This window comes from Halomonas denitrificans (assembly GCA_019800895.1).
In the GTDB taxonomy this organism is placed as follows: Bacteria; Pseudomonadota; Gammaproteobacteria; order Xanthomonadales; family Wenzhouxiangellaceae.
The window spans coordinates 274,153-293,296 of record JAHVKF010000002.1; the positions used below are offsets into that span (position 1 = coordinate 274,153).

General features: G+C 69.1%; 22 protein-coding genes. 13 read left to right on the forward strand and 9 right to left on the reverse strand.

The features are described from left to right. Positions 1-157: 157 nt before the first annotated feature. The 3 genes from KUV67_05335 to KUV67_05345 are packed head-to-tail and all read right to left on the reverse strand — an operon-like array spanning position 158 to position 1,009. The gene (locus KUV67_05335; GenBank protein ID MBY6204292.1) at positions 158-481 is read right to left on the reverse strand and encodes a heavy metal-binding domain-containing protein; all 324 of its coding nucleotides are present in this window, start codon (positions 479-481) and stop codon (positions 158-160) included. After that, on the reverse strand, positions 481-732 hold the full coding sequence (locus KUV67_05340; GenBank protein MBY6204293.1) for a hypothetical protein: 252 nt from the start codon (positions 730-732) through the stop codon (positions 481-483). The genes KUV67_05335 and KUV67_05340 overlap by 1 nt, the downstream gene beginning before the upstream one ends. Then, entirely contained in the window at positions 725-1,009 is a 285-nt protein-coding gene (locus KUV67_05345) for a hypothetical protein (GenBank protein ID MBY6204294.1), read from the reverse strand. Before KUV67_05345 ends, KUV67_05340 begins: the two co-directional genes overlap by 8 nt. A 34-nt stretch (positions 1,010-1,043) precedes the next feature. Here KUV67_05345 and KUV67_05350 point away from each other — a divergent pair, with 34 nt between their 5' ends. Both KUV67_05350 and KUV67_05355 read left to right on the forward strand, forming a co-directional pair. Beyond that, the gene (locus KUV67_05350; protein ID MBY6204295.1) at positions 1,044-1,601 is read left to right on the forward strand and encodes a gamma-glutamylcyclotransferase; all 558 of its coding nucleotides are present in this window, start codon (positions 1,044-1,046) and stop codon (positions 1,599-1,601) included. A 207-nt stretch (positions 1,602-1,808) separates the two neighbouring features. Beyond that, complete coding sequence (locus tag KUV67_05355) at positions 1,809-2,492, forward strand: glutathione S-transferase (protein MBY6204296.1); 684 nt, start codon at positions 1,809-1,811, stop codon at positions 2,490-2,492. Positions 2,493-2,502: 10 nt separating this feature from the next. Here the strand turns inward: KUV67_05355 and KUV67_05360 are convergent, their stop codons facing one another. Then, entirely contained in the window at positions 2,503-3,525 is a 1,023-nt protein-coding gene (locus tag KUV67_05360; GenBank protein ID MBY6204297.1) for a TIGR00341 family protein, read from the reverse strand. 145 nt (positions 3,526-3,670) lie between these two features. Here KUV67_05360 and KUV67_05365 point away from each other — a divergent pair, with 145 nt between their 5' ends. The 8 genes from KUV67_05365 (at position 3,671) to KUV67_05400 (ending at position 12,561) form a co-directional block, all read left to right on the forward strand. Further along, positions 3,671-4,492, forward strand: a complete 822-nt coding sequence (locus KUV67_05365; GenBank protein MBY6204298.1) for an EAL domain-containing protein — start codon at positions 3,671-3,673, stop codon at positions 4,490-4,492. 2 nt (positions 4,493-4,494) lie between these two features. Beyond that, positions 4,495-5,364: a hypothetical protein gene (locus tag KUV67_05370; GenBank protein MBY6204299.1), complete on the forward strand. Its 870-nt coding sequence runs from the start codon at positions 4,495-4,497 to the stop codon at positions 5,362-5,364. Continuing rightward, the gene (locus tag KUV67_05375) at positions 5,361-6,995 is read left to right on the forward strand and encodes a hypothetical protein (protein ID MBY6204300.1); all 1,635 of its coding nucleotides are present in this window, start codon (positions 5,361-5,363) and stop codon (positions 6,993-6,995) included. The genes KUV67_05370 and KUV67_05375 overlap by 4 nt, the downstream gene beginning before the upstream one ends. Before the next feature lie 217 nt (positions 6,996-7,212). Beyond that, on the forward strand, positions 7,213-7,986 hold the full coding sequence (locus KUV67_05380; GenBank protein ID MBY6204301.1) for a sulfotransferase family protein: 774 nt from the start codon (positions 7,213-7,215) through the stop codon (positions 7,984-7,986). Then, positions 7,983-8,999 (forward strand): sulfotransferase, encoded by a 1,017-nt coding sequence (locus KUV67_05385; protein ID MBY6204302.1) that lies wholly within the window; start codon positions 7,983-7,985, stop codon positions 8,997-8,999. Before KUV67_05380 ends, KUV67_05385 begins: the two co-directional genes overlap by 4 nt. A 125-nt stretch (positions 9,000-9,124) precedes the next feature. Next, positions 9,125-10,444 (forward strand): EAL domain-containing protein, encoded by a 1,320-nt coding sequence (locus tag KUV67_05390; protein MBY6204303.1) that lies wholly within the window; start codon positions 9,125-9,127, stop codon positions 10,442-10,444. A gap of 111 nt (positions 10,445-10,555) precedes the next feature. After that, positions 10,556-11,038, forward strand: coding sequence for a YajQ family cyclic di-GMP-binding protein (locus KUV67_05395; GenBank protein ID MBY6204304.1), 483 nt, complete (start codon positions 10,556-10,558; stop codon positions 11,036-11,038). An 11-nt stretch (positions 11,039-11,049) separates the two neighbouring features. Beyond that, positions 11,050-12,561 carry an alkaline phosphatase family protein gene (locus KUV67_05400; protein ID MBY6204305.1) on the forward strand — a complete coding sequence of 504 codons (1,512 nt, stop codon included), beginning with the start codon at positions 11,050-11,052 and terminating at the stop codon, positions 12,559-12,561. A gap of 52 nt (positions 12,562-12,613) precedes the next feature. Here KUV67_05400 and KUV67_05405 read toward each other — a convergent pair whose 3' ends face one another. Beyond that, complete coding sequence (locus tag KUV67_05405) at positions 12,614-12,820, reverse strand: dodecin family protein (protein MBY6204306.1); 207 nt, start codon at positions 12,818-12,820, stop codon at positions 12,614-12,616. 84 nt (positions 12,821-12,904) lie between these two features. On the opposite strand from KUV67_05405, the gene mutM reads away from it, so the two are divergent. Beyond that, on the forward strand, positions 12,905-13,720 hold the full coding sequence (mutM, locus tag KUV67_05410) for a bifunctional DNA-formamidopyrimidine glycosylase/DNA-(apurinic or apyrimidinic site) lyase (protein ID MBY6204307.1): 816 nt from the start codon (positions 12,905-12,907) through the stop codon (positions 13,718-13,720). A 331-nt stretch (positions 13,721-14,051) separates the two neighbouring features. Here the strand turns inward: mutM and KUV67_05415 are convergent, their stop codons facing one another. Together KUV67_05415 and KUV67_05420 are read right to left on the reverse strand one after the other, a co-directional pair. Next, positions 14,052-14,795 (reverse strand): hypothetical protein, encoded by a 744-nt coding sequence (locus tag KUV67_05415; GenBank protein ID MBY6204308.1) that lies wholly within the window; start codon positions 14,793-14,795, stop codon positions 14,052-14,054. Positions 14,796-14,997: 202 nt separating this feature from the next. Continuing rightward, a complete protein-coding gene (locus tag KUV67_05420; GenBank protein ID MBY6204309.1) occupies positions 14,998-15,972 on the reverse strand; it encodes a beta-lactamase family protein in 975 nt (324 codons plus the stop codon). Positions 15,973-16,060: 88 nt separating this feature from the next. Between KUV67_05420 and KUV67_05425 the strand changes: the two genes are divergently transcribed. Beyond that, entirely contained in the window at positions 16,061-16,960 is a 900-nt protein-coding gene (locus KUV67_05425) for a hypothetical protein (protein MBY6204310.1), read from the forward strand. Further along, positions 16,953-18,278 carry an APC family permease gene (locus KUV67_05430; GenBank protein MBY6204311.1) on the forward strand — a complete coding sequence of 442 codons (1,326 nt, stop codon included), beginning with the start codon at positions 16,953-16,955 and terminating at the stop codon, positions 18,276-18,278. Before KUV67_05425 ends, KUV67_05430 begins: the two co-directional genes overlap by 8 nt. On the opposite strand, the gene KUV67_05435 is transcribed toward KUV67_05430, so the two are convergent. Beyond that, a complete protein-coding gene (locus tag KUV67_05435; protein ID MBY6204312.1) occupies positions 18,251-18,469 on the reverse strand; it encodes a hypothetical protein in 219 nt (72 codons plus the stop codon). The genes KUV67_05430 and KUV67_05435 overlap by 28 nt on opposite strands. Before the next feature lie 137 nt (positions 18,470-18,606). Then, positions 18,607-19,080 (reverse strand): LEA type 2 family protein, encoded by a 474-nt coding sequence (locus KUV67_05440; protein MBY6204313.1) that lies wholly within the window; start codon positions 19,078-19,080, stop codon positions 18,607-18,609. Positions 19,081-19,144: the final 64 nt, after the last annotated feature.

Below are 19,144 nucleotides of genomic sequence, written 5' to 3' on the forward strand. Positions count from 1 at the left end.
AACCGCATTCGATTCGAAGTACTCTGCGTCTCCGCGTCTCTGCGAGAGAACTGCCTTTCTTGCATTCAACTGCTTTCTGCAGTTCTTGCGTTCTTCGCTCCTTCTCCGCTTCGCGCCCATCGTCGAATGGCCGGGGCCGGGATCAACGATCGAAACCCTACTCCTTCGGCCGGAGCTTGACGGCGGTGCCGTAGGCGACGAGTTCGGCCGAGCCGGCGCCGATCTGGGCGGTGATGAAGCGGATGCCGACCACGGCGTCGGCGCCGCTGGCTTCGGCCTGTTCGATCATCCGATTGGTCGCCTCGTTGCGCGCTTCGGTCATCAGTTCGCTGTACTCGCTGATCTCGCCGCCGACCAGGTTGCGCAGCGCGGCGACGATGTCGCGGCCCAGGTGCTTGGCGCGGACCGTGTTGCCGCGGACGAGGCCGACGGCCCGTTCGATCGAGCGGCCGGGAACGGTTTCGGTGGTCACCAGGATCATCAGGGGTCTCCGTCGTCGGTGCCGGTGTGTTCACGAAGGGAATCGGGGTCGGCGTTGATCCGGTCGTGGACCACGGTCGCGAGCACGACCAGCAGTCCGGCACCGGCCACGCCCAGGCCGATGCGGATCGGCAGGGGCAGGTCGAGCAGCAGCGGCCACAGTTGGCGCAGCGGCTCGACGAACCAGCTGGCGACCAGCAGGCCGCCGATCACCATCATCAGGAAGCCGGTGATCCGCAGGACGTCAGTCATCGCCGCCTCGTACCCGGTCGTCGAGCAGGTCGCCCTCGCGCCGCGCCGCCGCGCGGCGCTCGAGCACCAGCGAGGCCATCAGGAGCGCGAAGCCGCCCAGCGCGATCGAGCTGCCGATCGTCAGCTGGGGCGGCCAGTCGAGACGGCGAAGGAGCTGCCAGGCCCCGGTGTAGAACGCGTAGGCCGCGACGAAAGCCAGGCCGCCGCGCCACAGGACCAACCCGGCAACCTGCCACCGTTCGGCGCTTCGACCCGGGGCCGTGCTGCGTTCGCTCATGTCCGGATCGTACCAGCGGTGCTAGCCTGCGCCAATGCATGGCACAGTCAGCGACACGGACGGCGACCGCGCCTGGGTGTTCGGCTACGGATCCTTGATCTACAAGGTGGACTTTCCGATCCTCGACCGGGCCGAGGCGCGCATCGACGGCTGGGCGCGCCGCTTCTGGCAGGGGTCCCACGACCACCGCGGCACGCCCGAATCGCCGGGCCGCGTGCTGACGCTGGTCCGATCGCCCGGCACTCGGTGCCGCGGCGTGGCCTACCGGGTGTCTCACGAGGTGTTCGACCATCTCGACCACCGGGAGAAGAACGGCTATGCCCGCTACCGACTTCCGATGGAGATGCTCGACCACGAGGTTTCGACCACGGAGGGGGTGATCTATGTGGCCGAGGAAGGCAATCCCGCGTGGCTCGGCCCTGCGCCGATCGACGAGATGGCCCGACACATCGCCACCTCGGAAGGCCCGTCCGGCCCCAACGCCGACTATCTCCACCGCCTCGCCGACGCCTTGCGCGAACGCGACGAAGTCGATGAACACGTCTTCGAGCTGGACCGACGCGTCAGGGCACTTCGGGGCGAATCCGCCTAAGGGGGTCCGCCAAACCCTTCGCCCGCAAGCGGCCTCCAACAGGCAGATGGTGACCTGCCCCGTCGCCCCGGCCTTGAGCCGGGGTCCAGCGACTTTCTTCTTCGGTTTGCTGCCTGTCTCTTCGCGCCTTCGCGTCTTCGCGTCTTCGCGCCCGTCATCTCAGGGGCAGGCACCTATACTGATCGGAACGCCCATCGGAGCCGTGCCATGATCACCGTCCACCACCTCGAAGACTCGCGCTCCCAGCGCGTGCTGTGGCTGCTGGAAGAGCTGAACACCGAGTACGAGATCCACTACTACGAGCGCGACCCCGAAACCCGGCTCGCGCCGCCGGAATTGAAGGACGTTCACCCGCTCGGCAAGTCGCCGGTGATCGTCGACGGCGACCGGACCATCGCCGAGTCGGCGGTGATCGTCGAGTACCTGGCCCGCACCTACGGCAACGGCGAGTGGGCGCCGACGATCGACGACCCGGGCTACTGGAACTTCAATTACTGGCTGCACTACGCCGAGGCGTCGCTGATGCCGCCGCTGCTGCTCAAGCTGGTCTTCTCCCGCCTGCGCGAGCCGCCGGTGCCGTTCCTGATCCGGCCGATCAGCAGCAAGATCGCCGACCAGGTCGACAACACGTTCACCGACCCGCAGATCGAAACCCATTTCAGCTGGGTCAACGAGTACCTGACCGACCACGAATGGTTCTCCGGCGAGGCGATCGGGGCCGCGGACATCCAGATGAGCTTTCCGCTCGAAGCCGCCCGATCGCGCACGGTCCGCCAGGGCCAGTACCCGCAGGTCGATGCGTGGCTGAAGCGAATCCATGCACGACCGGCCTATCGACGAGCGCTGGAGGCCGGCGGCGAGTATGCCTACGGCCCGAATCTCGACGACTGAGCGATCCGGCTCAGCCCCGGTTGTAGACCACCAGGCCGACGACCAGCAGCACCAGCGCGCCGACCCAGAAGCCCATGCCCCACCAGGCCGCGCGCTGGGCCCGGCGCTTTTCCCACCAGGTGCGCGGCGTGATGCCACGCGCCAGGAACACGGTGATGCCGGCGAGGTTCACGGAGGCGACGTTGACGCTGTAGAGCAGCATCGCGCCCGACGCACCTCGCCATTCACCGGCCCCGGCCAGCAGCGCGATCACCAGCAGCGGAGGCAGCAGGGCGACCGCGACCATGACCCCGACCAGCGCGCCCGAGACACCGCTGGTGATCGCCAGCGCACCGGCGGCGCCGGCGGCCAGCGCCAGCAGCAGGTCGAGTTCGTCGACCGATGTTCTCGACGCGATCTCCGGAACGGTCGAATCGACCGGCAGCATCCAGCCCAGCGCCACGCCGAGGACCATCGCGATCGCGACGCCGGACATGCCCGTCTTGACGGCGGTCCAGGCCATCCGCCAGTCGGCCAGCGTGGCCGCCAGGGCCAGCGCCATGTTCGGCGCGAGCAGCGGCGCGATGACCATGGCGCCGACCACCACCGCGACGTTGCCGCGCACCAGACCGATCGCGGCGACGATGCTCGACAGCACCACCATGAACACGTACTGCCGGTTGAAGCGCGCATCGCGCTCGACCCGCTCGACCAGCTCGAAGCGGCTGACCCGGTCCGAGTCCTCGTCCTTGCCCTTGCCCTTCGTTTCTTCGACCTCGCCGTTCTCGTCCTTGACCGGCTTGGGCAGCATGGCATCGACGTTTCCGACCACCGCGCGCACTACCGGCCCCTTGCCGCCGTCGTCGCCGTCGCATAGCGGCTCCAGCGCCTCGAGCAGGTCCTCGACGTGCTTGCCCTCGAGCACCACCCGGACCACCGATCGCTCGGGATGCTCCAGCGTCCACCAGTCGTGAACCTCGGCATTGCCGACCTTTTTCCTGACCGCGTCGAGGTGCTCCTTCGGCGCGACGATCTCGATCCAGCGCATGGCCATGCTCGGGGACTCCGGCAGAACGGGTGGACGGAGCATCGCACAGCGGACGCAGCCGGAACAGTCGGCAGGCGCGGCCTCCGGAAAATTTGCATTTTTTATTACAAAACCCTTGACACCGCAATTTTTGCAAAATAATATGCAAATCATGGCTCGCCCCCTCCACGTCCTGCAGACCGTTTCTCCGGCGACCGGCTCGCCCCGGCCGATGGTTGGGCCGGTTGCCGAGACAATTGCCGAGCCCATTGCCCGGGCACGACTCGCGCCATCGTCGGTGCCCCCGCTGGCGGCCCAGGCCATCGTCACGCTGGCGCCGGGCCGCCATCCGGCCTGGGTCGAGTACCTCTACCGCCCGCACGGCGGCACGCCGGTCCTGGACGCGGTCCGTGCGGCCTACGCCGCGCGGGGCCATCGTTTCGATCTCGAGGTGATCGACGCGGCGCTGGGCCAGTCCGCCCGGCTCCGGCCGACGACGCGGATCGCGATCAACGTGCATCCGGTCTCGCTGCGGCAGCCCGGCTTCGTCGAGGCCGTGCTCGAGCGCGCCCGACGCCACCATGTCGATCCCGCGCGCCTGGTCCTGGAACTGGTCGAGTTCGACGGCGCGATCGACCTCGGTGCCAGCCACGAGGCGCTCGAGGCGCTGAAGCGGGCGGGCTGCGCGATCGCCCTGGACGACTTCGGTCCCGGCGCGCCGAACTTCGACGTGCTGGCCGCGGGCCTCGTCGACTGGATCAAGCTGGACCGCAGCCTGTGTGCGCACGTCGATCGCCGGGACGGCGCACGCCGGGTGCTGGCCGGCCTGGTCGCGATGGTGCGCCATGCCGGGCCGGGGCTGGTGGCCGAGGGCGTCGAGCGACCGACCCAGATGCGGACCCTGCGCGAGCTCGGCGTGGTCTGCCAGCAGGGCTACCTGTTCAACCGGCCGACGCGCACGCTCGCGCTCCAGACCTCCCGGAGCACGCACTGACCATGGACGCCCGAACCGGACCCGCCACCACCCTCGATGCGCTCGCCCGCGCGGCGATCCGCATCTTCCGTCCGCTGGTCCGCATCCTCCTGCGCCACAACGTGTCCTACAAGACCTGCGCGGACTGGCTGCGCTGGTGCTACGCCGATGTCGCCTACCGCGAGTTCCGGCTGCCGGACCGGAAGCCGACCAAGTCGCGGGTCGCGGTACTGACCGGCCTGACCCGGGTCGACGTCAACCAGCTGCTGGCCACGCCGGCGCCCGACCAGGTGCCCCAGCAGGAGCAGTACCACCGCGCGGCCCTGGTGCTTTCGGGCTGGGCGCACGACCCCGAGTTCCGCGCCGACGGCAAGCCGCTCCCGGCGCTGCCCTTCGAAGCCGACGGCGACGCACCGAGCTTCTCGCGACTGGTCGCCCGGCACAGCGGCGGCGCGCCGGCACGCGCGGTCCTCGACGAACTCGAACGCAACGGCGCGGTAAAGCTCGGCGACGCGCAGTTCGACGACGATCGAACTGTTCGCCTGGTCCGGACGCGTTACATCAGCCGCGCCGACGAAGCCGACCTGCAGACCTGCGAGATCTTCGGCATGGCCTGCGGCGACCTGATCGAGACGATTGCGCACAACTGGCAGCCCGATCGATCGGACAAGCGCCTGCAGCTGGTGGTCTACAACCGCAACATCCATCCCGAGCTGGTCGCAGAGGCGCGCGAGCGCATCGAGACCGCCAGCCGCGCGCTGGCCGAGCAGGTCGACGAGTGGCTCTACCAGTACGAACAGCAGTCCCGCGAACTGGACGGTGCCGATCAAGCGCGCCCCACCCGGCTCGGCCTGGGCCTGTATTCGATTCTTCCCCCCCGAACCGAACGATGACTGACCCCGAGGAGTTTCCGATGAACCATCTCTCCACCCCACGCACTGCACGCCCCCGTCGCCTCGCTGCGGCGATGGGCATCGCACTCGCCGGCCTCGCAGGGCCCGCGGCGGCCGTCGAAGTCACCGGCAGCTTCTCGGGCTGGTGGGACCAGCCGGAGCAGCAGAACCACGGAATGATCGTGACCATCGCCGGCGCATTGACCGGCACGAAGACCGGCGCCATCTACTGGGCGATCTACGACGACCAGGGCAACCCCACCTGGTTGTTCGCCCAGGGCGACATCGTCGGCAACACGATCGACGCAACCGTCTACGAGGTCGAAGGCATCGACTTCAACGACCCGCCCGGAACCAACCCGGACCCGGTCTCGGAGATCGGCACGATGCAGGTCACCTTCGACGACTGCAACACCGGTACGGTGGACTTCGAGACCATCCGCGTCATCGTCGGCACCGGCGGCTTCCCGATCCAGCGGATCACCAACCAGCCCGGTGCGCCGTGCAGCGGCGGAATCGGCGACGACATCCCGCCCGGCACGCTCCCCGAGGAATTCGACATCGCGTTGATCGCAACCGGCGCCATTGCCGGGGCCAGCGGGGACGCGGACTTCGAGGCGCGCCCCGGCCGCGTTGACTTTTCCGTCGAGATCGAGGATGTGCCGCTGGGCGACTACACGCTCGAAGTCGGCGGCGTCGCGCGCGGAACGATCACCGTGGTCTCGACCGCCGGCGGACCGGAGGGCGAGATCGAGTTCCGCTCGCCGGCCGAGCCCGGCAAGATCCTGCTCGACTTCGACCCGCGCGGCCAGGACATCGACGTGCTCGACGGCGCCACGGTGATCCTGTCGAACACGGCTCCGGCCAACGGCACGGTCCCGGGCACCGGCGGCGGAAGCGGCGGCACGCCCCCGCCGTTCGGCAACAGCGAAGTCGAGATCGACCTGGCCAACCTGGGCGTGTACCCCGCCGGCGATGCCGACGCGGAGTTCGAGCAGCGGCCGGACCGGGTCGACTTCGACGTCGAAGTCGAGGACGTGCCGGTCGGCGCCTACGCCCTGTTCGTGGGCGGCGTCGAACGAGGCACGATCCAGGTCGTCGACCTGGGCGCGGGCCGGACCGAGGGTGAGCTGGAGTTCCGCCACCCGGTCGAGGCCGGCAAGCTGCCGCTGGACTTCGATCCGCGCGGCGAACTCATCGAGATCAACGAGGGCGCCACCGTGCTGTTCAGCTCCGACTTCCCCGACGCAGGCGGCGGTGGGGGTGGCGGTGGCGGTGGCGGCGGTGGTGGCGGCACGCCCGACGGAGAGATTCGCCGCGACCTGAACAATCTCGGCGTGTTCCCCGCCGGCGACGGCGAGGCCCGCTGGCGCGCCGACGATGGCGAGATCGACTTCGACGTCGAGATCGAGGATGTCCCGATCGGCCCGTACACCCTGCGCGTCGGCGGAACGGTACGCGGCACGATCCAGGTCGTGGATACGGGCGCCGGCATCGAAGGCGAGATCGAGTTCACCACCGGCAGCCCCGACCCCGACGAACTGCCGCTGGACTTCGACCCGCGCGGTCAGCTGATCGAAGTGCTCGACGGATCGACGGTGATCTTCAACCTCGATTTCCCGACCGGCTGAGCCCCGGCCCGACGGCGCGTCCCGCGCCGCATCGCAACCGGCCCCGTCCACCGGGGCCGGTCCTGCGTCCGGGCCTCGGGCCGCACCCGAAGGAGTACGGTCCACGGATCGCCAACCGTCCCTTCGACCTCGACCCGCTCACGCGGAAGGCACCGGCACGGCGTTCTGCTACCCTTCCCGGCCGTACCGTTCCAGGCGGCGCCGCCGCCCAGCTTCCTTGATCATCAGTCACCGCCATCGCTTCATCTTCCTGCACTGCCGCAAGGTGGCCGGTAGCTCGATCGCCGCAGCGCTCGCGCCGCACCTGGGGCCCGACGACCTGCACCTCGGCACCTGGCCGGAGGCGCTGGCGGCCGGCATCGCGCCCAACCGCCGGGCCCGGCGCGACCTGCTGCATCCGGCCGCGGCGATCAGCTATCTCGGCCGACTGCTGCGCAAGCCCGGACGGATCGCCCAGCCGCGGCATCGCGTGGCCGCGCTCAACGGTGCCCAGCGAATGAAGTACCGGGCCGCCCTGGGCGCCTCGCCCGAACATGCCCATGCGCGGCGCGTGCGCGATTTCGACCCCGACGCCTGGCGCGACTACTTCAAGTTCGCATTCGTGCGCAATCCCTACGACCGTGCGGTCTCCGATTTCCACTGGCGTACCCGCAAGACCGGCCGCACGGACCTGCAGTTCGACGACTTCCTCGCCCGCATGCAGGCCCGCGACTTCACCGACGGGGTCGTGCCCCGCCATTTCGACAACTGGCCGATCTACACCATCGACGACCGGATCGCCGTGGACTTCGTCGGACGCTTCGAATCCCTGGCCGAGGACCTGGCCGAAGTCTTCGACCGGATCGGCCTGCCGGCGCCGACGCTGCCGCACGCCAAGCGGTCGAAGCCGCGTCGACCGACGTCGGCCTGGTACGGCGATATCCAGCGCGCCCGGGTCGAAGCGCTGTTCGGGCGCGAAATCCACCACTTCGACTACGCATTTCCGACATGAGCGAAGCGCTCGATGGCAACGATGTGCCGCTGCCGGACTTCTTCATCGTCGGCGCGCCGAAGTGCGGTACCACGTCGATGGCCCGCTACCTGACCGCGCACCCGGAGCTTTTCGTCCTGCGCGGCGAACCTCATTTCTTCGGCAGCGACATCGACTACAACCGGCCTCGGCTGACGCCGCGCCAGTACCGCGCCCTGTGCCGATCGGCCGGTCGGCAGCGGGTCGGCGACCGTTCGACCTGGTACCTGTACTCCGAACGCGCCGCCGACGAGATCCACCGGGCCCGTCCCGACGCGCGCATCATCGCGATGCTCCGCGACCCGGCCGAGATGATCCACTCGCTGCATGCCCATCACGTGCAGCGTGGGCGCCGCGACGACTGTGTCGACCTGGCCGACGCACTGGCTCGGGAACCGAAACGGCGCCGGGGTCTCGCCGTACCGGCAACGGCACGATTTCCCGAAAGCCTGCTGTACACGTCGATCCCGCGGTATGCCGAACAGCTCGAGCGGTACATCCGTCGCTTCGGACGCGAGCGCGTCCACGTCGTCGTGTTCGACGACCTCAAGAGCGACCCCGCCGCGGTCCATCGCCGCGTGCTTGATTTTCTCGGCGCAGCACCCGGTCCGGCGATCGACTACCGCATCCACAATCGCGCCGGCCCTGCGCCGGACGACTGGCTGCACCGCGCCTGGAAGCGCAGCACCCTGCGCTACCGGGTCAGAAGCGTGGTGCCGGAGGGACTCTACGGCTGGCTTCGGAGACATCGCCCGGGCGGAAGCGTCCGGCCACACTCCGCACCGAAGGTCGCACCGCTCGAGGCTCGGCTGCGCGCCGAGCTCGATGCCCGCTTCCTTCCGGAGGTCCTGCGTCTCGAGAAGCTGCTCGACCGTCCCTTGCCGGGATGGGCGCGGACCGCGAGGCGGCCTCACGGCCGCGCGCCGGCGACCGCCCGCGCATCGCTGCCTGGAAATACCGCGACGGCGACCGGGAGACGCGAAGTCGTCGGCTGACGCAGGCCGATGATCCGCGTATACTTTTTCCCAGTCCGTTCAGGGAGGGCGGTCAGGGTGGAGTGCCGGATAACGTGTCGACAGGCACGCGCCGCGCACGAGACCGCATTCCAACGAGGATCCGCATGAGCGATTCCGAAGCCAGCAATGCCGGCACCCTGCTCGAAGGGGGCGACCTTCCCGAAGGCCTTGCGCGCGTGGTCAGCGCGTCGACCCTGATCGGCGAACTCGACAAGCGATGCAAGGCGGCCCGCGCCGGCGGCGCGAGCAGCTACCCGCCCGGGGTCGCCTGGCTGGTGCTCGACGAAACCCACAGCCATCGCAACCAGGTGGGCTTCACCGGCCTGGACAAGCTGATGCGCGCGATCCACGACCGGGTGCGGGCACAGCTCGAACCCAGCGACGTCACGGCCCGCTTCGGCCTCAACTCCATCGCCGTCCTGCTCGACGCGGTGGGCGGCGACCGCGACTTCGCGAAGCAGGCCGCGACGCTCCTGCGCGCGATTTCGAGCAACCTGTTCGAGTTCGGCGAGCAGGCGATCGCCGCAACGGTCAGCTTCGCGGCCCGGCCCGCCAACGAACAGCTGCGGCTCGCTGAGGCCAACCTGGTCAGCGTCGCGCGCATGGCCGAGAAGCTTACCGAGGCCGGCGGCAACCGCAGCGAGATCGCCGGCGCCGAAGGAGCCGAGGACGGCGGTGCGCCGGGCACGATGCTGGGGCAGCTGACCAAGGCGCTGCGCGACGACAGCCTGCGCGTCGTGTTCCAGCCGCTGCTGGCCACCTCCGGACCGGACGCGGACCGCTACCAGGTCCTGCCCCGCCTGCTCGGCAGCGACGGCAGCCTGATCCCGGCCGCCCGGTTCATTCCCGTCGCCGCCGCACGCGGCGTTCTCCCGGCGCTGGACCAGTGGATGATCGCCCAGACCATTTCGCGCATCCGCAACCACCTCGAGGCCGAGGAACCCACGCCGACCTACTTCATGAACCAGTCCCCGGCGCTGGTCGACGATGCCAAGTTCTTCGACTGGTTCGCCCGGGAAATCGGCACGCTCGACGAGGCGGACCGGGCCATCGTGTTCGAGTTCAACGTCATCGAGCTCAAGTCCAGGATCCGCGAAGCGCGCGACGTGCTGGAACGGATCCGCTCGCTCGGCGTCGGCGTATCGTTGACCAACATCGACGAGAAGATTCCCGAAGCCGTGCTGCTGAAACACATTCCCTGCGACTTCCTGCGGATGCGGGCCGACTTCGCCCGGCGGATGCTGGCCGACGAAGGCCTGACCGCGCGCTTCGAGAAGTTCATCGGCGCGGCTCACCAGGCGGGTCGGAAGCTGGTGGTGCCGATGCTCGAGGACGCCGAAGAGGTCTCGCGCATCTGGCAGATGGACGTGGACCTGATTCAGGGCAACTTCATCCAGCAGCCCAGCGAAACCGAGTCCAGCTGAGCGAAGGGATCGCGCAGCTCGGCGACGGCACCGGTTGCCGCGCCCGGTCCGCGCCGGCGTGCCGCCTCACTCGGTAGAATACGGGCCCGATTCCCGACCCGGAAAGCGCCCATGCCCTCGTTCGACACCGTCTCCGAACTCGATGCCCACGAAGTCGCCAACGCCGTCGACCAGGCCAACCGCGAAGTGCAGAACCGCTTCGACTTCAAGGGCACCGATTCGCACTTCGAGCACGAGGAGAACACCATCCGCCTGGTCTCGGAATCCGACTTTCAGGTCCAGCAGATGCTCGACATCCTCTACGCCAAGCTGTCCAAGCGCGGGATCGACCTGAAGGCGGTCGAAGCCGGCGATCCGGAGGCCTCCGGCAAGACCGTGCAGCAGACCGTGACGCTGAAGCAGGGCATCGACGCCGAGCTCGCGAAGAAGCTCGTCAAGCAGGTCAAGCAATCCAAGCTGAAGGTCCAGGCCGCGATCCAGGGCGACAAGGTGCGGGTCAGCGGCAAGAAGCGCGACGACCTGCAAGCGGCCATCGCCCTGCTTCGCGAAGCCGACGCCGATCGCCCGCTGCAGTTCGAGAACTTCCGCGACTGATGGGCGATTCGATGTCCCCGCCGCGCGCCGAGCGTCCGCGGCGGCTGTTCGCTACGCTGCTCCTGCTGCTGGTGGCCGCTTCGATCGCGACCTGCGCGGTGATCGATCGCCGCGTCGACCTGGACGACACGCCGCCGCTGATACTGATCTCGATCGACGGCTTCCGCCACGACTACCTCGAGCGGGTCGAGCTTCCGGCACTGGAGCGACTGGCCGGCAACGGCCTTCGCGCCGACGGCCTGGTCCACATCTTCCCGACCAAGACCTTCGCGACCCACTATGCGCTGGCGACCGGACTGTTCGCCGAGAACTCCGGCGTGGTGGCCAACCGCATGTGGGACCCGGAGCGCGAGTCGACCTTCTCGTTGGGCAACCGCGACGCGGTCGGCGACGGCTTCTGGTACGACGGCGAGCCGATCTGGAACACGGTCGAGAAGGCCGGACGGATCGCGTCGCCGAACACCTGGCCGGGTGGCGCGGCGCAGATCGGCGGCATGCGACCGACGATCGTGCGCATGTACGACGGCAGCGTGCCCCACGACGAGCGCGTCGATACGGTGCTGGAGTGGCTCGACCTGCCGCTGGACCAGCGTCCCCTGTTCTCGACCCTGTACTTTTCCATCGTGGACTCGACCGGCCACGACCACGGCCCTGACGCGCCGGAGGTCGTCGACGCCATGATCGAGGTCGACCGCGCGATCGGACGCCTGATCGACGGACTGGAACAGCGCGGCATGCTCGACGAGGTCCACCTGCTGGTGACCTCGGACCACGGCATGGAGCCGATCGACGCGAAGCGCTACATCCTGCTCGACGACCACGTTCCCCTCGAGCGCGTGCGCGCGTCGGACTGGGGACCGGCGGCCCAGCTCTGGACCATGGAGGGCGGCCCCACCGCCGACGAGATCGTCGCCGCATTGGCCGATGTGCCGCAGGTCACCGCCTGGAAGAAGGGGGAGGCCCCGGCACGCTATCGCTTCGACGACCACAAGCGCGTGCCGGACGTGACCGTCGAGGCGGACCTGGGCTGGATGATCTCCAACCGGGACTACTACCGCACGCTGCTCGAACAGGGCGGGCCGGCCGGCATGCACGGCTGGGACCCGGCCTGGCACTCGATGCACGGCATCTTCATCGCCCACGGGCCGGCGTTCGCCGCCGGAAGCCGGCTGCCGGCGATCCGCTCAGTGGACATCTACTCGCTGATGACGGCGCTGATGAACGTCCCGCCGGCCGAGACCGACGGCAGTCTGCAGGCCTTCGAGCCCTTGCTGACGTCGAATGCGCCGACGACCGTGATCGATTCGGCCTGGGACTGCGACGACCGGCGCTTCACCGTGCGCTCGGCCCAGGGCATCGCGTCCTTGCGCAGCCAGGGAAGGGTGTTCGCGCTACCGCGCACGGCCAGTGCATCGGGAGAGCGTTACGCGGAACCGGGCGTGGAATTCTGGAGCCAGGGCGATGCGGCGCGCATCGAGATGGACGGCGAACGCTGGACCGACTGTCGGCGCGTCCGATTCTGAGCGAGGTCGATGGGAACACCGGGCGCCGGAGGCCGGCACCCGGCGATCCGGATCAGTCGTCGAGAACGAAGGTCACCTTGAGCGTGACGCGGTAGGCCTTGATCTTGCCGTCACCTCCACACTCGACCTTCATGCCTTCCACCCACGCGCCCTTGACGTTCTTGAGGGTCTTGTTCGCGCGATCGATGCCTTCTTCGACCGCGTCCTCGAAACTCTTCGGCGACGAAGCGATGATTTCGGTTACGCGTGCAACGCTCATAGGTCCTCCAGTACTTTGTCTTGGTCGGCCGAGCCATTCTCGCCCGGCCATTGACCGTACGCCCTGACTCCGAGGATTGCAAACATGCCCGAACTACCGGAGGTCGAGACCACCCGCCGCGGCCTGGCGCCGCTCGTCGAAGGCCGCACGATCGAGCGCGTGGAGGTCCGGTTCCCGATGCTGCGCTGGCCCGTGGCCGATGAAGTGTCGTCGCTGGCCGGCCGCGAGGTGGTCGCGCTGGAGCGTCGGGCAAAGTGGCTCCTGTGGCGTTTCGAACACGGCACGCTGCTGTGGCACCTGGGCATGTCGGGCTCGTTCCGCGGCTGGGACCGCCCGCCGCCTCCCGGACCGCACGATCACATCGACCTGGCGATCCGCGACGGTCGAACGATCCGCTACACGGACCCGCGCCGCTTCGGCGCCGCGCTGTGGCAGCCGGGCGACGATCCCTTCGTCCACCCGCGATTGGCCGCGCTGGGTCCCGAGCCGCTGTCGGAGGAGTTCGACGGCGACTGCCTGTGGCGCGCGAGCCGCGGCCGGCGCGGCGCGGTGAAGACCTTCATCATGGACAACGCCGTGGTCGTCGGCGTCGGCAACATCTACGCCACCGAGGCCCTGTTCGACGCCGGCATCCATCCGAAGCGCGCCGCCGGTCGCGTCGGTCGGGCGCGCTATGCCCGACTCGCCGCCACCATCCGGGCCACCCTGGATCGTGCGATCGAGGTCGGCGGCACGTCGCTCCGCGACTTCACGGTCGGCGACGGTACGCCGGGCTACTTCGGCCAGGAACTCCAGGTCTACGGCAAGGCAGGCGAACCCTGCCCGACGTGCGGTCGCGCACTGAAGAGCGCGCTGGTCGGCCAGCGCACCACCGTCTGGTGTGCAAGCTGTCAGCGGTGATCGTGGCTGTGCTCTTGCACAGGATGCATTCAGGATCGGGCATTCGCTCGCAAGCTCGCTCCCACAGGGGAGCCCGCGGGCAGGCCGGGAGGCGACCCGGGGTATTGCTTGTAGGAGTGAGCTTGCGAGCGAATGTCCGATCCTCCCCTTCGGCCACAGGGCCCCCTCCTGTGGGAGTGAGCTTGCGAGCGAACCCCCGACCCGCCTCCTTCGGCCACAAGGGCCCTCCTGTAGGAGTGAGCTTGCGAGCGAACCCCCGATCCACCCCCCTTCGGCCAAGAACCCCCTCCTGTAGGAGTGAGCTTGCGAGCGAACCCCCGACCCGCCTCCTTCAAGGAACCGCCCCGGAAGTTCGACCGGAACTCGCGGACAGTCCGACCGACTCGCAACCACAGGCGGTCGGAGCGCAGCAGGCGTATTGACTCTCGCCGGCGCAAGCGGCGTGACATCGCCCGGCCTCGCCGGATGGGCCGGTCGATGTCCCCGTTGCATAGCTGCACGACAGCGCCCCCGGACCGCCGGCGCGACAGGCGGCCGGCTCCGCGACGCCCATGCGTCGATGGATCTCGCGCAGCGTTTCCGGGACCGGCCCATCGCCGAGCGCGAGCTCCGGCCCGTCGGGCGTACGAAGCCAGGCGATCTCTTGGAGCACCAGCACCTCACGCCCGGCGACCCAGTCATCGGGTAGCCGACAGTTGGGCGTGCGAACCGGTAGCCAGATCGACAAGCGGTCGGACAGGACCAGCTCGACGGTCCGGGCCGCCGCGCCCCGGGCGTGGAGTCTGAACTCGTCGGCACCTGCAACCAGCTCGCGCAGGAGCCCGAGCTGGTTGGAGGACTCGGGTCGTAGCCGGATCATGAGCTCGCCGCGCCCATCGCCATCGACATCGACGCCCAGCGTCAATACACCATCTTCGACCGCATCGAACACCGCACCCGGGACGACCGAATCCTTCGCCGGACGCAGATCCGGCACGCAGGCCTCGTCGGCCGTGACCGAAAAGTTCTCGGCCGAAATCCCGGCAGTCGCCAGCAGGCAAATCGCCACGCAGAACAATCGCATCTTCGATCGCATCTTCGATGACCCCATCCAACACCAGCATCGAGAGTAGCGAGCGAATCGATCGACTTCAAGCGGGGTTCTCGTCAGGCCTTCGGCCAAAAGCCCCGCCTGCAGGAGCGAGCTTGCGAGCGAACCCCCGACCCGCCTCCTTCGGCCACAAGGCCCCCTCCTGTGGGAGCGAGCTTGCGAGCGAACGCCTGACGAAACGAAAGCCTCACCGCGCGAGGCGAACGGCCTCGCCAGCCAGGCGCTTGATGCGGTCGAAATAGCCGCCACGCGAGGGTGGGTCGGGGTCGGAGGTCATGACGAAGGTCATTCCCACGGAGGGCACGACGATCAAGGCCTGGCCGCCGTAGCCGCGGCCGTAGTAGGCGGCCTCGCCGGCAAGCTCGGTGATGAACCAGCCGTAGCCGTAGTCGTCGTTGCTCCACGGCGAGGTGCCGTAGGCCGTCCAGCTGGCGCGAACCCAGTCCTCGGCAAGGACCTGGCGCCCCGCGTATCGCCCCCCGTTGCGGTACATCTCGCCGAAGCGGGCCAGCGCGCGCGGCGAGAGCTGCATCTGGTTGCCGCCGAAGTGGATGCCCTGGGGATCGGTCATCCAGTCCGGCACCGTGATGCCCAGCGGCGCGCCCAGCCACCGGCGGGCCAGCGCGTGGACGTCCGACTCGCCGCTGGCGGCCAGGGCCGCGGCGACCAGGTGGGTCGATCCGGTGGAATAGATCATCCGTCCGCCGGGCCGATCGGCCATCGGGCGGGTCAGCACGTGATCGACCCAGTTCGCGCTCTGGACCCAGGCCCCGTAGTAGCGGCCCGACGTGCTGCGAAGCCCGGTCCGCAGGGAAAGCGCATGGGCCAGCGTGATGTCCGCCGCGGCGGGGTCCGCTCCGGCCGGCAAGGGACCGAGCAGGTCGACCAGCGGCACGTCGACCGCCTCGATGCGTCCCTGCTCGATGGCGATGCCGGCCAGCGCCGACAGCACGGTCTTGGACAGGGACTTCAGCGCCGCAGGCCGGTCCAGCCCGGGCCCGCGTCGGACGTGCTCGACCACGGGCCGGCCGTCGTCCAGGACCAGCAGGGCGTGCAGGCGCGGCAGCTGGCGATCGGCGCGATCGACCAGCGCATTCCAGTCGGCGCCGACGGGTGCCCCCGCGCACAGGAGGAGAATCGGTAGAACGCATCGAAGTCGCATGGCTCGACGATGCTCGCCGGCCGTCACTGTCACGTCAACGATGCGCCTCGCGCACAATGTCCGCCTATTCCTGACGAGCGGCATGTGCATGCGGATCGCACTGGTCAACGACGAGCGCTGGATCGAACCGATCGATCCGAGTGCCTACGTCCGGAACATTCTCGACGAAGATGCCGAACTGGAACGCGCCTTCGAAGCGGCAGGCGCCGCGACCCGGCGCGTGGCCTGGTCCGATCCCGCCGTCGACTGGACCGCGTTCGACGCGCTGCTGATCCGTCAGACCTGGGACTATTTCGAGCGCTACGGCGAATTCACGGCCTGGCTCGACCGGATCGACGGTGCGGCGCGGGTGATCAACCCGGTCGACGTGATCCGCTGGAACGCCGACAAGCGCTACCTGGTCGAACTGGCCGACGCGGGCGTGGCGACGGTGCCGACCCGGGTGGTCGCGCGCGGCGAAACGGCCGCCTCGCTGGCCGACCGGATGGACGCGAAAGGCTGGGACGAGGTCGTGATCAAGCCGGCGGTGTCCGGGGCCGGGCGCGAAACCTACCGGATCGCCCGGGCGCAGGCCGGCGATCGCGAGGCGCTGTGGCAGCGCCTGGTCGCCGCCGAGGACATGCTTCTCCAGCCGTTCGCGCCGGCGATCCTGGCGTCCGGCGAAGTGTCGCTGGTCGTCATCGACGGCGAGGCCACGCACGCGGTGCGCAAGATCGCGGCACCCGGCGAGTTCCGCGTCCAGGACGACCACGGCGGAACCGTGCATCCGCACGTGCCGACCGATGACGAACGGCTGCTCGCAGAGCGCGCGATCCGGCGCGCCGCCGAGACGACCGGCGCCGATATCGCCTATGCTCGGGTCGATCTCGTCGACGCACCCGGAGGTCCGCAGGTGATGGAACTGGAACTGATCGAACCCGAGCTGTTCTTCCGCCACCATCCGCCGGCGGCCGACGCGCTGGCCTCGGCCGTGCTGCGCCGTGACTGACCGGCGCCCGGTCCCGCCCCGCGAAGAGGGCCTGAACCGGGGCATCGGCACCACCGGTGTCGGAATGATCGCGCTCAACGGCATCATCGGCGCCGGGATCTTCGGCGTGCCGGCCGGCGCCGCGGCGCTGGCCGGCGCCTGGAGTCCGCTCGTGTTCGTCGCCTGCGCGCTGTTGCTGGCCGCGATCATGCTGTGCTTCGCCGAGATCTCGTCGCGCTTCACCCGCACCGGCGGACCGATCGTCTACGTCGGCGAGGCCTTCGGTCACTTCGCCGGCTTCCAGACCGGCTGGGCCTTTTTCATCGCCCGGGTCACGTCGTTCGCCGCGAACATCTCGCTGCTGCTCGCCTCGCTGGCCTGGTTCTGGCCGGCCGCCGACCGCGGGCCGACCCGGGTCGCGCTGCTGGCGATCTTCATCGGCGGCCTGACCTGGATCAACGTGGTCGGGGTCAAGGGTGCGGTCCGCCTGCTCGGCGGTCTGACCGTTCTGAAGCTGCTCCCGCTGCTGGCGCTGATCGTGTTCGGCCTGGGCTGGATCGACGACAGTGTCGCGGCCTGGAGCGACGCGTCGGCGCCGGGCCTGGCCGACTTCGGCACGGCGGCGCTGCTCGTGGTCTATGCATTCGTCGGCTGGGAGTCGGCGCTGATCCCGGCCGGCGAGACCCGTGACCCGGGCCGGGCGATGCCGCGCGCGTTGCTCGGGGCCCTGGCCGTCGCCACGGTGCTGTACGTGACGATCCAGATGATCAGCGTCGCGGCGCTGCCTGGGCTGGCCGAATCGGACAGCGCGCTGGTCGACGTGGCCGACGTGTTGATGGGCCCGACCGGCGCCATCCTGCTGACCGCCGGCGTGGTGATCTCGGTGACCGGCAACCTGGCCGCGTCGATGATCTCTTCGCCGCGCATGACCTTCGCGATGGCCCGCGACGGCGACCTGCCGGCCTGGCTGGGCCGGGTTCATCCAAGGCACCGCACGCCGGCCAACGCGATCCTGGCGACCTCGGCGATCGTGTTCCTGCTGTCGGTGTTCGGGTCGTTTCTCTGGCTGGCGGCGATGAGCGCGCTGGTCCGGGTGCTGATCTACATGGGCTGCATCGCGGCCATGCCGCGCCTGCGGCGCAAGGCGGCCGAGCTCGATGCGCCCGGGTTCCAACTCCGCGGCGGCTGGACGATCCCCGTTCTTGCCCTGCTGGCCAGCGGCCTCCTGCTGATCCAGCTCTCCTGGCAGTCGCTGGCCGCAACCGGCGCCGTGGTGGCGGCCGGCAGCATGATCTACGGGCTGATGCGCCGTCAGGCGCGCGATTCGGCGGGCCGGTAACCGAGCAGGCGGGCCGGAAGGAACAGCACGGCCTTGAGCAGCGCGAACACGGCATCGACGGCGATGCCCAGCGCCCGGAACGGCAGCGACAGCAGCCAGATCAGCGGCCACAGCAGCAGCACCAGCAGGGCCAACGGCCAGGCCAGGACGAACAGCAGGCACCATCCGATGGCAACGAGCAGGGTCTTCATCACCGGTCTCCTCGATCGGGAGACTCCACGCTAGCGCGGACCGGGGCGGACCCGCAAGCGTCGGAAGTCATGGCCGCGGTCGGGCTCTCCGCTGCGGGCCACGCGTCGATCGGCACACGCCGGTCGGCTCCAGCCCATCAGCGAGGCGGGCGACTCAGCTCGATCATTCCGCCCTGTTCGATCCGGATGTCGCGGCCGAAGCCGACCGGGTCCAGGCGGGCCTCGAGCGAATACTCGAAGCGGTCCCGGGGCCGCTGGTTCATCAGGTCGGCGAGCAGGCGGACGCCGCCGAGCACGTCGACTGCGGCGTTCAACACCACCGTGCCCTCGCCGTAGCCCTCGATCTGCGGCAATTCGTTGGCCACGCCCTCGACCAGCCGGCGGCCGTCGAGACGGACCGAGTACACGGCACCGCGCAGGCGAAGCGGTTCCGGGTTGGGGTTGAGCACTCGCAGCACGATCTCGAAGGCCGGCAGGCCCGCGCCGCTGCCGTTCGGCACGGCCTGGAACGATTGCAGGAACACCGACGGCGGCTCGCGGCCGACGCCCAGTCCGGCACAACCGGTGACGAGAAGAAGTGCGGCGAGTACGGCAGGGATTCGAAATCGCATCGTGTCGGGCTCCCGTTCGGTGACTGCATCCAAGCATACGTGGAACGCGGCGAGGTGACATTCG